Source organism: Micromonospora sp. NPDC047707, assembly GCF_040704235.1.
Taxonomy (GTDB): Bacteria; Actinomycetota; Actinomycetes; order Mycobacteriales; family Micromonosporaceae; genus Micromonospora.
This window is the reverse complement of the sequence record NZ_JBEYSU010000057.1, coordinates 1-13,781: the sequence shown is the minus strand read 5'-3', so window position 1 is coordinate 13,781 and position 13,781 is coordinate 1. Positions and strand designations below refer to the sequence as shown.

Sequence of the window (13,781 nt, the reverse complement as noted above, 5' to 3'; positions counted from 1 at the left end):
ACCGGGGCGACCCGGTCAAGTTCTCCAAGGCCATGATCGACGCCGGCGCCGACCTAATCGTCGGGCACGGCCCGCACGTGCTGCGCGGCATGGAGGTCTACAAGGGCCGCCTGATCGCCTACAGCCTCGGCAACTTCGCCGGCGGCGGCAACTCGCTGAGCAACGCCGGCCGGCTCGGCTGGGGCGGGGTGCTCAAGGTGTCGCTCAAGCCGGACGGCAGCTGGGCCGGCGGCTCGTTCGTCTCGACGTACATGAACTCCGCCGGCAAGCCGACCATGGACGGCGACAACCGGGGTCTGGGCCTGGTCAAGCAGCTCACCCGCAGCGACTTCCCGAAGACCGGCGCCCGGTTCGACGACTCCGGCAGAATCAACCCACCGCAGGGCCGCCAATAGAGGTCGAATAACAGGGTGTCTGATTCAGGTATTTCGCGAGTGATGTGATCTTCAGGTGTCTCGCCAGGTTGGGGTGTTTTCGTTGGTGGCCCGTTTGGTGAGGTTGTCGATCATTGCGATGCGGATCATGCTGGCGGAGTTGTCGGGTAGGGCTTCGTATTCGCGGGCCAGGCGCCGGTGAAGCATGATCCAGCCCAGCGTGCGCTCGACGACCCAGCGGCGTTTGACACGGAGAACCCTTTGATGTGCGGGTCTTTGGCGACGACTTCGACGTCGATGCCGAGGGTGGCGCCGTGTTCGATGACTTTGTTCTTGAAGCCGGCGTCGACCCAGGTCTTGGCCGGGGTGGGGTGGGTGGCTTTGGCTTGGTCGAGGAGGTTGATGCCGATGGTGTTGTCGCTGGTGCTGGCGGCGGTGACGATGACGGCGAGGAGCAGGCCGAGGGTGTCGGTGACGATGCCGCGTTTGCGTCCGACGATCTTCTTGCCGGCGTCGATGCCCTGGGTGGGCAGGGGGGCGTTGGTGGAGGTCTTCACGCTCTGGCTGTCGATCACGGCTGCTGTTGGCTGTGGGGCGCGTCCGGCCTTGGGCGTGCGCCAGGCCGGTGAGCTCGTAGTTGAGCTGGGCGAAGATGCCATCGCCGGTCCAGGCGGTGAAGTAGCCACAGACCGTCTGCCAGGGCGGGAAGTCATGTGGCAGATAGCGCCACGCGATGCCGGTGCGGTTGACGTAAAGGATCGCGTTGAAAATCTCCCGCAGGTCGTAGGTGGGTTTGCGTCCCCCGACGCCAGCGTCGGTGCGAGCCTGGCGCCACACTTCCAGTCGTGGTGCGATCAGCGCCCAGCGGGCGTCGGACAGGTCGGACAGGTCGGAGGGGTAGGCAGGTCGTTCGGCCATACGATATGTCTACTGTGGACAACACCGTGGATCGCACTTGGGTCCGCCGATTCCCGAACTTGGTAAACCAGACACGATCTGCGGATCAAAGCAGGGCATCTAATCAGGTGAACCTGGTACCAGTGGTGATCATTCGACCCTGCCGACGCCTCACCGACCAGGCTCACGAAAGCAGCAATATGCAGCGCAAGTGATCAAAACGCCCAGTAACAGCGGTGTTGCCGAGTTCGGCTCTTGAGTCGTCAAGGCGGCCGGCAAGCGGGCTGCGCCGGACGCGCTCGGCCTGCTGGCGGCGCAAGCGCCGGTATCGGCCGGCACGCCGGCCGATACGAGCCATGCCTCCGGCGGGGGCGCTCCGGTTTCTGGGAGGGGCAACCACGCCGTCGACTTAGGCGGAGCCGAGCAGATTAGCGCCACGGGGTGGGGGTCGACGGTGGACGGGAAGGCGTGAGAGCCGGCTCATTCCGCGATAGGCACCGCTGCTTCGGGAGCCCACCGGGTCAACCACTGCATGATGGCCCTCGGGTTCTGCAGTTCCAGGTCCCCATCCTCTCCCCACCTGAGCCAGCCGGGAAGAAGGAGACCGACCACGGTCAACCGCGCATCGTCACTTCCGAACAGTTCAAGCCATAGTTCGGGCCACTGCCTCCAGTCCATGACGTCGGTGTCCGTTCGCACTGCCAATGCTGCCCGCAGTTGAATCAGCGCCTCGGGGTCACGCTGGTCAGCGAGGACCGGACGGCAGTCGCGCCGCATGCGACCAGGTTGATCGGGCCCAATCGAGTCGAAGACGCGAACCCGAGTCGCCCCGGCCAAGGTCGCACCCACTACGCCAAGAAGGTCTTTAATCACGCCGCCATTCTCATCGCAGGAGGACACGAGGGCCAGCAGGATGCGACGAGCCCTCGGGATGACTCCCTGGTCCTGCCGATCGATGCCGTGGGCGGAGAACAAGCTCGTCCTCGGTGAATGAACGCGATCGCGGTAGCGGGCTTTTTCATCTGAAAGGGCGTCTAAATCACGTATTTTGCGAGTGGTGTCACCTGCAGATGTCTCGCCAAAGTTGGAGTGGTTTCGCTGGTGACCCGTTGGGTGAGGTTGTCGATCATCGCGATGCGGATCATGCTGGCGTGTAGATGAGCGGAAGTGCCTGCCCTGCAAGGGAAACTTGTGATTGCGACATCTGCAGGTTTCTCTATGGGGGAGGCACTTCCGAGGTGCAGCTTACGGCGTGGTCGCGGGACCTGCGGGTCACTGCGGGTGGTTCGGGTGTGGTGTCGCACGTCGGTGCGGCGTTGCTGCGGTTGCTGGCTGATCGGGCGGGGTTGACCGCAGGGTTGTCGGCGGGGCTGGCCCGGACCGGCAGGTGGCCGGTGCATGATCGGGGTAACGGTGGTCGCGGCAGCGGTGTGCGGTCGTTACCGGTTGCCGCTCGTGCGCGACGATAAGTAATTTGCCTGATGCGTCGTAGCCCGGTAATGGACTTTCATGATTCCTGCCTTTCAACCTCGAGAATCTCATGTTGGTTCGCGTTGGCTCCTGACAGTGAGCCATTCCCAGTAAGGGGCGCATGACTCTTCGCAGTGGGTTATGTGGTGCGTCCGTGTTCGTCGTGGAGCAGGACGAGCGCGGCGGCCACGGTCGCTCCGATGCGCCATGGGCAGAGGCTGACCCGCCGGAGTGCCTTGAAAGTGGTCTTGAGCAGCGAGTTGGCTCGTTCAGCCTGGGAGCGCAGGTGGGCGTGGATCAGGTTAACGGTCTTCTGGTCGTTGGTCAGCTGTCCGTGGGTGGGTTTCTTGATCGGGACGCGGACTGTGGCGGCTTCGCCTTCGTAGCCGAGGTCGGCCAGGCAGGGCAGTTCGGCGGCGTTGGCGAGGACCGGCAGCAGACCGTGTATGCGGGCGCAGGTGGTGTCGTGTTCGCGGCCGGGGCGCACGTCGGACGTCCGTAGTGGCCAGCCGTCCAGGGCGGAGATGACCTGGATATTTCCGCCGTGCTGATGGTGCTTGCCCGACCACCACAGATCCACTCCTGGTGTTGGGCCAGGGGCGGCGACCCGGTCGGTGGCGATTAGGATGCCGTCGAGGTTGACATGGCTGTACCCGGCGGCCTTGGCGGCCAGCAATGCTGAGTGCAGGCTGGGCTGATGGGCGGCGAGTACGTCGATGCCCTCGTGCAGGTAGCGGTAGGCCGTCGACCCGCCAATTGCGTTGTCGGCGGCCAACTGGGCCACCCGAGTGCCATCGAGGAACCAGCGTAGGACCAGCACGGCGTGAGCGAAGCAGCTCAACGCGCGACGTCCGTTACGGGTGCCTCGTTGCTGCCGTTGCGTGTGCAGCAGGCCCGACAGGAACAGCACGGTCTCTTCGCGCGCTGAGAGCACGGCGGCGTATGTGACACTGGTGGCCACGCAGAACCCCTATGGAGTTATCTGTGCAAGGACCAGTCTTCATACCCGGGGTTCTGCGTCTTCTCGTTGTACCGCAAGCTGTTCGGCGCGTCAGAACGGGTTGGCCACGCTTCAGTTGTAAGCCGACTGGGAGGAAGCCGGCTCCCCCGTTGTCCAGATGGTGGCGGCACGGTCGTCGAGAAAGGCCCAGCCCTGACCAAAGAACCACACCAGCCCTTCGCCGGCCCCAGCGATGAAAAACGCCAGCACCTCGCCGATCGTGGCGCCAAGGTGTTGGGCATCGTCGATGCTCAACTCGAAGTTCACAATCTGCTGGCACTGGCGCAGATGCGTCCGGACCCGTGTCGGCGGCCCGGGCTCACCGGTCGCCGACGCCGCGCCCGGACCGGTCGCTGCTGGCAGGCTCTCCTCCAGCATATCGGCGATCTGCCGCTTATCAGTGACGCTGCCGATCTGGATCGGCCTTCCCTCGGGCTTCCAATGCACCTCGATCCACGCCCTGCCGTCACCGGCCGGCTCCACCCGCAGATGGCGAAACATCGACTCGACCGCCGCATCCAGCTCGTCCTCAGCCAACTCAAGCGCCTCCGCCAGAGTCCACAGGTCGGCAACGTCCAACTCACGACGCATCGCCTCGGCCTCAAGCGAAACCTGACGCCTGCAGTACACACTGATCCACTCAGCCATCGACAAACCATAGCGACACGGCCGTCAAAATCGCCCCGGGGTCCGCAACGCTCCCTCACCCAGCGTCGGCCCAAGCGCCAACGGTTCAGGGCCCCGCCCGCTACACACCGCCGCCAGCCGTTACCGGGAATGGTTCACTGTCCCCGTCTGATGATTGTTATTATGTATGCAATGCTCGTTCTACGTTACGTCAGCACAAGTTTGTGGACGATGAGAAGGCCCGTCGACTAGTGCCAATCGAATGATTCTAAGACGTCAACGATCATGATGGGCTCTTGTCGTATGGCAGCGGAAAGCGACAGGGCTACATCGATGGTGTCACCGTAGTCGCCACAAATAAGGCTCAGAGGGTCCGCGGACATCGACGAATTCGAAAGCTGCCCCGCGCGAGCCCGGCTCAACCATCGTGGCTCCCGTGCGGCCCAGGCCTTTGGTAGTCGTTGGAATTGTAGAATGGGCGTGAGGGTTGGATCTTGGTCTCCTTCTCTCGGCACCTCTCTGTCGCGTGTTGAAACGAGGCTCCGCGGCCACTCGGCGATTAGGCTACCGTTGTAGACCACGGCCAGTTTTTCCAGCAACGATAAAGCCGAATATCCCCTCGGTATGGCGTCGCTTGGGTGACGTTCGTCGGATTCGTCGTAGCCGACTACAGCGGGGTAGGCTCGGGTGTACCCGGAGGAGTACCACATCCGCTGTGTGCGTCTGTCGGTCAAATCAAACGGGTCGAGCCCGCCTGCTGGCCAATCCACCCGGAGTGGCGTTGCTTCCAGTGCCGGCAACGATTCAACGACCCAAGCGTGGTCGACGGGGTGCACCATCATCCGTAAATCATCCGTTAGAGTTCTGGGAGTTTTGCGGTCGAGGCAGCTTTGCCATGGAGGCGTCGCGGGTCTTATGGGAACGAGGGCAGGAGCGTGTTCGCGATGCCAGGCGAGACCTGGGATAGGGGAGGGTGCTGGTGAACTCTGAGGAGATTTTGGCCGTCGACGTGGCGCACGTGTGGCACCCGTACACGGCGGTGCCGCCGGGCAGCCCGCCGTACGTCGTGGAGAGCGCGCACGGGGTGCGGCTGCGGCTCGCGGACGGGCGGGAGCTGGTGGACGGCATGTCGTCCTGGTGGGCGGCGATCCACGGCTACCGGCACCCGGTGCTCGACGCGGCGGTGACCGACCAGCTGGGCCGGATGAGTCACGTGATGTTCGGCGGGCTGACCCACGAGCCGGCGGTCACGCTGGCCCGTACCCTCGTCGAGCTGGCCCCGGACGGCCTGGAGCACGTCTTCCTCGCCGACTCCGGTTCGGTGAGCGTGGAGGTGGCCGTCAAGATGTGCCTGCAGTACCAGCGGGCCACCGGCCGGCCGGAGCGCCGCCGGCTGGGCACCTGGCGGGGCGGGTACCACGGCGACACCTTCCACCCGATGAGCGTCTGCGACCCCGAGGGCGGCATGCACCACCTGTGGGGGGACGTGCTGCCCCGGCAGGTGTTCGCCCCGGTGCCACCGGGCGGCTTCGACACGCCGCCCGACCCGGCGTACGAGGCGGCCCTCGCGGACGCGGTCGAGCGGCACGCCCACGAGCTGGCCGCCGTCATCGTCGAGCCGGTCGTCCAGGGGGCCGGCGGGATGCGTTTCCACCACCCGCACTACCTGCGGGTGCTGCGGGAGGTCACCCGCGCCCACGGGGTGCTGCTGATCTTCGACGAGATCGCCACCGGCTTCGGCCGGACCGGTGCGATGTTCGCCGCGGAGCACGCCGGGGTGGCCCCTGACGTCCTCTGTGTGGGCAAGGCCCTCACCGGGGGGTACCTGACCCTGGCCGCCGCTCTCTGCACGCCGGAGATCGCCCGGGGCATCTCGGCGGGCGGCGTGCTGGCGCACGGCCCCACCTTCATGGGCAACCCGCTCGCCTGCGCGGTCGCCAACGCCTCCCTCGGCCTGCTGCGGGCCGGGGACTGGCCGGCCGAGGTGGCGCGGATCGAGGCGGGGCTGCGGGCCGGTCTGGAACCGTTGCGCGGCGCGCCGGGCGTGGTGGACGTCCGGGTGCTCGGCGCGATCGGCGTGGTGCAGCTCGACCACGACGTGGACCTCCCGGCAGCCAGCGCCGCCGCGGCCGACGAGGGCGTCTGGCTGCGGCCGTTCCGGGACCTGGTCTACACCATGCCGCCGTACGTCACCGACGACGCCGACGTGGCCCGGATCGCCGCCGGCGTCGCGGCCGCCGTGAAGGCTAACTGAACTTGTTCATCAGCCTCGCCCTCTTGAAACAATGAGGGTGGCGCCCAGGGCCGGTTTCCTCCGCGGAAACCGGCCCTGATTCGTCGTCTCCGCCAGCGGCCTCGGATTGCGAATCGGGTGGGCGTCTCAGGCCCAAAGTCTGAACAGGCAAAAGACCTGCCACGTAGGAGTTTTGCCGGCAGAAGGCCGTCGGTTCGTCCCGATCCAAATCGGTACCACCAGTGGCGTGCGGGTGTAGCGCAGGCGGTGGTCAGTATCCGGCCACCAGCGGGCATATTGCAGCAGCCGACGTCCGGGTTGAGCAGGCGTGGACGGCGGTGTGCGGCTGGCAAATGTCAGCAGCCACTGTGCGCCGCCCACGATTTTCTCGATTGCTTCCGCAGGTTGTGGCACAGGCGCCGCCGACAGGGGACCTGCACTGGCTCCCGGCGCGCCGTTACGGACCACCTCGGCTACGGCCGCGAAAGCCGCACCCTTAGCAAGCCGACCAGGGCACCAACCAGCACGCAAAGGGCCTGCGGCCGGCCGGCCGCATTCGACCTTCGTAGTTGTCGGCAGCGCCGCGCCGTCGAGCGCGGCTTCAATAGGCTACGCCACCGCTCTGCTATCCGATACGACTGTGAGGATGATCGGGTGCTGCCTGGGACTGGAGTCTAACCCGCGATACGACCGGCATTCGGTGCCTTGAGTTTGATCTGTCGGCTCGAGTCCTGGGCGGTACTTGCTGCCGCCGGACCGGCGGGACGTGTCCCGATAGGGGCCTTGCCGCTAACAAGGCGCCATCAAAGTCCTGACCGCCCCTGCCGGCCCGGCGACGGCCATCCGTTCCCAAGCCGTCAGGAGCCGAACAACCCCGTTCAGCATGTCGCATCCGTCGCCCGACCAGCACGACATTCCTGAGGAGGTGATCCTCGGCGTGGACACGCATAAGGACCTTCACGTCGCAGCGGTCGTCAGCATCCACGGCGTTCTGCTCGACAGCCGTAGCTTCCTCACCACGGCTGAGGGCTACCGCACGATGCTGGACTGGGCCACTGCGTTCGGCCCGGTTCGGCAAGCCGGGGTGGAGGGCACCCATGCCTACGGTGCGGCGCTGACTCGCCACCTGCTGACCGCCGGGATCCGCGTCGTCGAGGTCAACCAGCTGGACAAGGCCCACCGGCGTCGCCGAGGCAAGACTGACGCCATCGACGCCGAAGCAGCAGCTCGAGCCGTCCTATTGCGCGACTTCGCTGGGACAAGCGCACCCGCGCCTACATCGACCGACGTGTCTCCGAAGGCAAAACCAGACGCGAAGCGATCCGTTGCCTCAAACGCTACGTCGCACGGAGCTCTACGAACTCATCGCCCGAACCCCGAAGCACGCGAGCCTGCCGTCGATTGCTTGACGTCCATAGGGGCATCAACCTTGGGCGTCCGTACACCCGGCTTGACAGAGGCATGTCAGTGGGTCTTTGTAAGATCCCTCAAGTGTTATGAAAGGTAGGGCGGTGAGCATGTCCTTTGCACCTGTCACGTACCGCGCCGTCGAGGTCGACGGCATCCGGACGTTCTACCGGGAGACGGGGCCGCCAGGCGCTCCCGTGGTGCTGCTGCCGCACGGCTACCCGTCGTCGTCGTTCCAGTTCCGCAACCTCATGCCGGCGCTGGGCGACCGCTGGCGACTGATCGCCCCGGACCTGCCGGGATTCGGGTACACGCGGGCCGACGCCGGGCGGTTCGCGTACACCTTCGACGCGTACGCCGATTTCCTGCGTCACTTCGTCGACGTCCTCGGGCTGACCCGGTACGTCATCTACCTTCAGGACTACGGCTCCCAGTTCGGCCTGCGACTGGCCATGGGCGCGCCGGAGCGGGTCGCGGCGCTCGTGATCCAGAACGGCGACATCTACGAGGACCAGCACGGCCCGAAGTACGCGCCGCTGAAGGAGATGTGGGCCGACCCGAACCCGCAGGCGCTGGCCGCGGTGGCGGAGAACGTGTCGGAGGACGGGTTCCGGGACGAGTTCCTCGGCGAGGTCCCCGACGAGATCGCCGAGCGGATCAGCCCGGACCTGTGGACCCTCTCGTGGGCGCAGGTCGGCCGTCCGCCCGGCCCGGAGAACCTGGTGCGTCTCCTCGCCGACCAGCGCACCACGGTCGAGTGGTTCCCCCGGCAGCAGGCGTACCTCCGCGAGCACCGGCCGCCCACGCTCATCGTCTGGGGGCCGCACGACGGGTACATGCCCGAGGGCGCCGCCCGGGCGTACCTGCGTGACCTCCCGGACGCGGAGCTGCACCTGCTGGACGGCGGCGGCCACTGGTTGCTGGAGACCCACCTCCACGAGGTCGTGCCGTTGCTGCGCAACTTCCTCGACCGCGTCCATCACCGCTGAGCGACGTCCGGCTACGTGCCTGCGCCGAGCCGATGAACCGGGTCTGCCAGGTGGCCCGGGAATGTCAGCGGATAGATGCTCTGCGGCTTGGGCATCAAGGGTGACGAATCGACCTGGCAGGCCGCGCAGTCGTCGCGGTAGGCGTCGAGGGAGGCACCGCCGACTCCGGTAGGCAAGGTCGACGCCGCGGTGAGCCTGATCCGCACCACGTAAGCTGGTGAGCTAAGCGAATGGCTGGCGATCGGGCGTTCTGCTGCAGGCCGCACGAAAATATCGAATCCACCTCTCGACGGCCAAGGGCCCGCTTACCGGCGCGCCGACATCGTCCTTCAAGTGTCTGCCTTCGGCTCGCAACGTCGCCCACGTAGCTGTGTTGTCACCATGACTATGGGCGAGCAGGCTACCGTCGCCCAGCCATCTCGATCTCGTCCTTGGAAGGGGCCTACTTTGCCGGCCTGGATCCGTTGCGGTGGACAAGGTTGACGCCGGGTGCCCACGGGACGGTGTCGTCAGCGACGTCACGGTAGAGTTGGTAGGTCCGGATCGCGTCACCGTCTCGAACCACACCGACACACTTTTTGACGACCTCGGTTATGTAGCCGGAGAATCGCGGGCGCGCTTGCAAATGGTGGATCGACCCGAGCCGACCAGGAGGCTGAGAGCATGACGAAGGCCCTCATCGTGGGGGCCGGCATCGCCGGTGCCGCCACCGCCATCGCTTTGCGAAGGGTGGGGATTGACTCGGTTGTGTATGAGAGGCATCCGGTGGGTGGAGGCGACGGCGGGGCTTTTCTTACGGTGATGAGCAATGGCATGGCCGCGCTGCGGTCTATTGACGTGCAGCGGCCGGTCGTTGAGAACTCGTTCCCCGCGAGAAGCGTGGAAATTTTCAACGCGGCCGGAGAGCATCTTGATCACCGGTTTATCGCCGCTGACGACGACGGTCCGCGCACGCTCGCCCGAGCGAGGCTGTGCCAGGTGCTGCAGGCGGAGGCGGTGGCGCGCGGTGTCCGCATCGAGCACGGCAAGCGGCTTGTGGCCGGCGAGTTGTTGCCTGGTGGGGGTGTCGGCGTGTCCTTCGCCGACGGCAGTCGTGCTGAGGGCGACTTGCTCGTGGGAGCAGACGGCATTCGTTCGGTGACGCGCGGGCTGATCGATCCCAGCGCTCCGCGCCCACGGTACACCGGCCACAGCGTTGTCTACGGGTACGCCCCGGCCGCGCCCGCCGCGACAAGCCCCGACGCATACCACATGATCTTCGGTACCCAGGCATTCTTCGGATATACAACGCCGCCGGACGGCCGCACCTGGTGGTTCGCGCGTCTGCCGGGCATTGAATCAGATGCCGCGGAACGCATGACGGTAACGGTGTCCGAGTGGAAGCGACGGGTGCAGCAAGCATTCCTCGACGACCGCGTGCCGGTTGACGCAATCGTCGAGGCTACCGGCGACGACGTGGTCGGCGGCGACTCCTACGACATCCCGACGACTCGGCGGTGGCACAACGGTTCGATGGTAGTGGTAGGTGACGCGGCGCATGCTGCGTCACCAGCTGCCGCGCAAGGCGCGTCTATGGCACTCGAGGATGCTGTGGCATTGGCGACATGCCTCCGCGACACCCACGATGTCGCGGAAGCGTTTACCGTCTTTGAAGCGAGCCGACGGGAACCCGCGGAGGCGACGGTAGCCGCGAGTGCGGATATGAGCCGCCGACGCCGGCCGGGCACCTCGTAGCCTTGCTTACAACGCTGATTACTACTGGTTAGGTGTACTGCCCAGGGACGTTGGTCGAGGTTGTGTGACGACACGACGTAGATAGACGTGATGACGAAGGCCTCCGGTTGTGGAGTGGGGCTGTCTAGGGCTGTCTCGTAACTGGGTGGAGGCGTTGCCCGTAGGCGGGTTGGTTGGTCACCAGGTCATGGCGATGTTGTGTAGGTGAGCAATGCCGGAAGCGGCGCGGTCAATGTGCGGGCGGCGCGGCGGTCGTCGCGCAGGATTTTCCAGCTCTTTATCCGGGCCAGCGTGTGTTCGACCTGCGCTCGGACCGTGCGGTGCTGGGCGTTCAGGTCCTCCTTCCAGGCCGGGACCAGAAGGTGTTGCACGAGGTGGGTGAGCGGCTGGGCTGGCGGTGGCTGAATCTGTGGCGCGATACCGACCAGATCGGGGGCTGGATCTTCTCGCCGCACCGGCCCGGGCAGCCGCTGTCCATTTGTGGGCCGGCAGCGGCGGTCGACCGGCGACTCCGTGATCCTTGGGACGTGAAAATCCCGCCCGGTGACAGCGTTCCGCCCCCTGTTGTCGGGCACTGGCCGGGCGAGTCGGACGAACGCTTCGTGGCAGCGGTGAGGGAGCTGAGAGACCGCCTTCGCGCAGCGAGAGATTAGAGCGTCCTGTCAATCTTGCGGGGGTGAGGCCAACGAAAGCTTTTCGTCTTGCGTTTGTCGATCAGCGGGTTCACGGGTGTCGAGCCTGGTGTCGGCCGAAGAAGTGTAGCTTGCTGACGTTCGGGATGTTTGCGTTGGTCACCGGTGCGGGTGGTGATCCACTTGCCGACGAGAGGCCGGTCGCGTCCGTTGACTACCCGGTCGAGCACTGGGTGCACCTGCATCGGTGGTTGTGAGGACAACCGAATATCGTGCGGTGGCCGCGGGCCACATCGTAGACCCTGCCGGTTGGCGGGTCATTGTGGACGAGGCGGTGACGGCCAGGACATAGCCGATCCCACGGTGTTCCAGGTCAGCGCGGAGGGCAGGATCGGCGCCGTAGACCTCGTCGCCGGTCACTCACCCGAACGGGACTCCGGCGTCCAGCGCGGCGGCGATCATCTGCCGGGCCGGGGCCGGCTTCGTCGCGAATCCGACGTCGTCCGGCACGCCGGCGGCGACGAGGCGGTCGGGCCGGTCGCACCAGGTGGCCTCCGGCAGGTAGCCCGCTCCACCAAGGACCAGCAGGCCTTGCGTTCCGCGTCCGACAGCAGCCGGTCCACGAACTGCCCGGCCGTCCGCCGTGGCTCCACCCGTGCGAACCGGGCAGCGACACGCGTCGGCTGCGACCGGCGCGTGGCGATTAACGACGGCCGCACCCTCCTGCGTGCTGACGACCCTCGCCGACAAATCTCCATGGGGCTGGCTCCGAAGACGGCCGCGAAGGAGGGTTCACTGGTGCGCCGTTGCGGGTTGTCGCCGCGCGGCCAGAAGCAGGGCTGCCGCGGTGTCGGAACCGACGTCGGCAGCAGGGGCACGCTATTCAGCGCCCAAGGAGTCGACGGTTGCATTCCAGCGGCCCGACGGGGTGCGGTCAACCGCTGATTTGCGCCTCGGCCGTCGGCCGTCCGCCGACGGCCAACGAATCAGTCACAGCCGGAGACGATTAACGCGCCCCCGCGGATCTTCGCTGATTGCGCAGCCCGCCGCCCACCCACTACCGAATTCACCGTATCCGCGCCCTGAAGGTCTTTGGATGGAGGCGATGCCTGCTGGCCTACGCGATCCGCCGATAAGCTGTACGTGACAGCAGGGCTACGTGAGCAACGGCGGCGCCGGTCGAGGGGATGCAGCCCGCCGCCTTAGTAATGCAACGACCACGCGAGCACGATCCGCTGTCAAGCTTATAAGCTTCAGTCAACCCCTAATCTTCGGCAGCGTCGATGCGACTGGTCATGCGCGTTATTGACTCTCGGAAGCCGTGGCGCTCGTAAAAACGGATAGCTGCAAGGTTTGATGCGACCACGTCAAGGTCAAGGGTGATGACCGCCTGAGCGAGGAGGCGTCGCTTGATCGCGTCCAGCAGTGCGCCACCCACGCCTCCTCCTCGGATGGACGGTAGGACGGACAGGCTCTCCAACACAGCGACTCGACCGCGCTGCTCCCAAATAGCGCCTCGTTCGCCGTCCTGCACCCGCACCATCGCGTATCCGACTGGACGGCTGACCTGTTCGGCAACAAGCCCGAAGGCATCCGGCCCGCTCAACCATTTCCGGTACAGTTCGCTCCGCCGCTGCCACGACTGCCGCTTGTCGACCGCGACGCTGACTTCCGTGATCCGAGTACCCACCGCTACATGGTGCTCATAGAGCACCTGCCACAACTCGGCGACGTCGTCGACACCATCAGGTCTGAGCTCTCGAATCTGCAATGGTTCTCCGGTCACGCCGCGATTATGTCATGTGACCGCAGGGCGTTGGTCAGGCAGTACCCAGCGGGTCCTGGCCGGGCGCGCTGGTGACCAGGACCCCCAAGAGCGGACCGCAACCGTTGGCAACCTCCGGGATCGACTTGCCCCTCAGCCAAGCCGACTCAACCGCATGCCGCCCCGACTATTCGCGTCCGGCCTCCACGCCCTGTCCATCGCCAGGGTCGGGTCAGTGACGATTGCAACGGGGACATTTAAGTGAACCGCGTACCGCTCCAGTCCCACGTGGGTCGACCTCCGGGCTGGCGTAACGGATGTCCTCCCGCAGCATTCCGGCGAGCGCTGGATCGTCGTCGACCTCGCCGCCCTGTGTCTCCTGCAACTTTGCCGACCGATCCGGCAAGCACTCAGTCGGCGCTCATCCTGCAAGAGCCGCGGCACTCCACTACGAGCTCCTAACGAAATGATGTTGGGCGTATCCGGTGAAGGTGAGGGTCGTTCTGTCTGGGTGTGAGGAGGGGGTGAGCAGCCGCCGTGGATCGAGTCCGACGAGCTGTGGGCTGAGATCGCGCCGCTGCTGCCGCCCCGCCCGCCGCGCCGGCACCGGTTCCCGGGCCGTAAGCCCCTCGACGACCGCAAGGTGTTGTGCG

Annotated in this window: 10 protein-coding genes and 6 pseudogenes; 7 read left to right on the top strand and 9 right to left on the bottom strand. The window is 65.9% G+C overall.

Annotated elements, in window-relative coordinates:
* On the top strand, positions 1-395 hold a 395-nt coding region (locus AB0873_RS30125; protein ID WP_366603988.1), incomplete at its 5' end, for a CapA family protein.
* A 51-nt stretch (positions 396-446) separates the two neighbouring features.
* Here the strand turns inward: AB0873_RS30125 and AB0873_RS30120 are convergent.
* The 4 genes and pseudogenes from AB0873_RS30120 to AB0873_RS30105 form a co-directional block, all read right to left on the bottom strand.
* Positions 447-728, bottom strand: a complete 282-nt coding sequence (locus tag AB0873_RS30120; RefSeq protein ID WP_366603991.1) for a transposase — start codon at positions 726-728, stop codon at positions 447-449.
* A pseudogene (locus AB0873_RS30115) lies at positions 728-1,033 on the bottom strand (transposase); the annotation flags it as partial. The gene AB0873_RS30120 and the pseudogene AB0873_RS30115, both read right to left, overlap by 1 nt.
* Before the next feature lie 40 nt (positions 1,034-1,073).
* A pseudogene (locus AB0873_RS30110) lies at positions 1,074-1,292 on the bottom strand (transposase); the annotation flags it as partial.
* 459 nt (positions 1,293-1,751) lie between these two features.
* Positions 1,752-2,246, bottom strand: coding sequence for a hypothetical protein (locus tag AB0873_RS30105; RefSeq protein ID WP_366603986.1), 495 nt, complete (start codon positions 2,244-2,246; stop codon positions 1,752-1,754).
* A 263-nt stretch (positions 2,247-2,509) separates the two neighbouring features.
* Between AB0873_RS30105 and AB0873_RS30100 the strand changes: the two are divergent.
* Positions 2,510-2,680, top strand: a pseudogene (locus AB0873_RS30100) (IS1380 family transposase); the annotation flags it as partial.
* A 200-nt stretch (positions 2,681-2,880) separates the two neighbouring features.
* On the opposite strand, the gene AB0873_RS30095 reads toward AB0873_RS30100, so the two are convergent.
* Positions 2,881-3,675: a transposase family protein gene (locus AB0873_RS30095; protein ID WP_366603990.1), complete on the bottom strand. Its 795-nt coding sequence runs from the start codon at positions 3,673-3,675 to the stop codon at positions 2,881-2,883.
* Between the two features lie 138 nt (positions 3,676-3,813).
* Positions 3,814-4,389: a hypothetical protein gene (locus AB0873_RS30090; protein ID WP_366603984.1), complete on the bottom strand. Its 576-nt coding sequence runs from the start codon at positions 4,387-4,389 to the stop codon at positions 3,814-3,816.
* 958 nt (positions 4,390-5,347) lie between these two features.
* Here AB0873_RS30090 and AB0873_RS30085 point away from each other — a divergent pair.
* From AB0873_RS30085 to AB0873_RS30070, 4 genes are all read left to right on the top strand, one after another.
* Positions 5,348-6,622: an adenosylmethionine--8-amino-7-oxononanoate transaminase gene (locus tag AB0873_RS30085; protein WP_366603982.1), complete on the top strand. Its 1,275-nt coding sequence runs from the start codon at positions 5,348-5,350 to the stop codon at positions 6,620-6,622.
* An 862-nt stretch (positions 6,623-7,484) separates the two neighbouring features.
* The gene (locus tag AB0873_RS30080; protein ID WP_366603981.1) at positions 7,485-8,108 is read left to right on the top strand and encodes a transposase; all 624 of its coding nucleotides are present in this window, start codon (positions 7,485-7,487) and stop codon (positions 8,106-8,108) included.
* Positions 8,109-8,118: 10 nt separating this feature from the next.
* Positions 8,119-8,997 carry an alpha/beta hydrolase gene (locus AB0873_RS30075; protein ID WP_366603979.1) on the top strand — a complete coding sequence of 293 codons (879 nt, stop codon included), beginning with the start codon at positions 8,119-8,121 and terminating at the stop codon, positions 8,995-8,997.
* A gap of 663 nt (positions 8,998-9,660) precedes the next feature.
* Complete coding sequence (locus AB0873_RS30070; RefSeq protein WP_366603978.1) at positions 9,661-10,731, top strand: FAD-dependent oxidoreductase; 1,071 nt, start codon at positions 9,661-9,663, stop codon at positions 10,729-10,731.
* Between the two features lie 177 nt (positions 10,732-10,908).
* Here the strand turns inward: AB0873_RS30070 and AB0873_RS30065 are convergent.
* The 3 genes and pseudogenes from AB0873_RS30065 to AB0873_RS30055 all read right to left on the bottom strand — a co-directional run.
* A pseudogene (locus tag AB0873_RS30065) lies at positions 10,909-11,078 on the bottom strand (IS5/IS1182 family transposase); the annotation flags it as partial.
* A gap of 708 nt (positions 11,079-11,786) precedes the next feature.
* Positions 11,787-11,933 (bottom strand): annotated as a pseudogene (locus tag AB0873_RS30060) (IS701 family transposase); the annotation flags it as partial.
* A 694-nt stretch (positions 11,934-12,627) separates the two neighbouring features.
* Positions 12,628-13,149 carry a GNAT family N-acetyltransferase gene (locus AB0873_RS30055; RefSeq protein WP_366603976.1) on the bottom strand — a complete coding sequence of 174 codons (522 nt, stop codon included), beginning with the start codon at positions 13,147-13,149 and terminating at the stop codon, positions 12,628-12,630.
* Between the two features lie 520 nt (positions 13,150-13,669).
* Between AB0873_RS30055 and AB0873_RS30050 the strand changes: the two are divergent.
* A pseudogene (locus tag AB0873_RS30050) lies at positions 13,670-13,781 on the top strand (IS5/IS1182 family transposase); the annotation flags it as partial.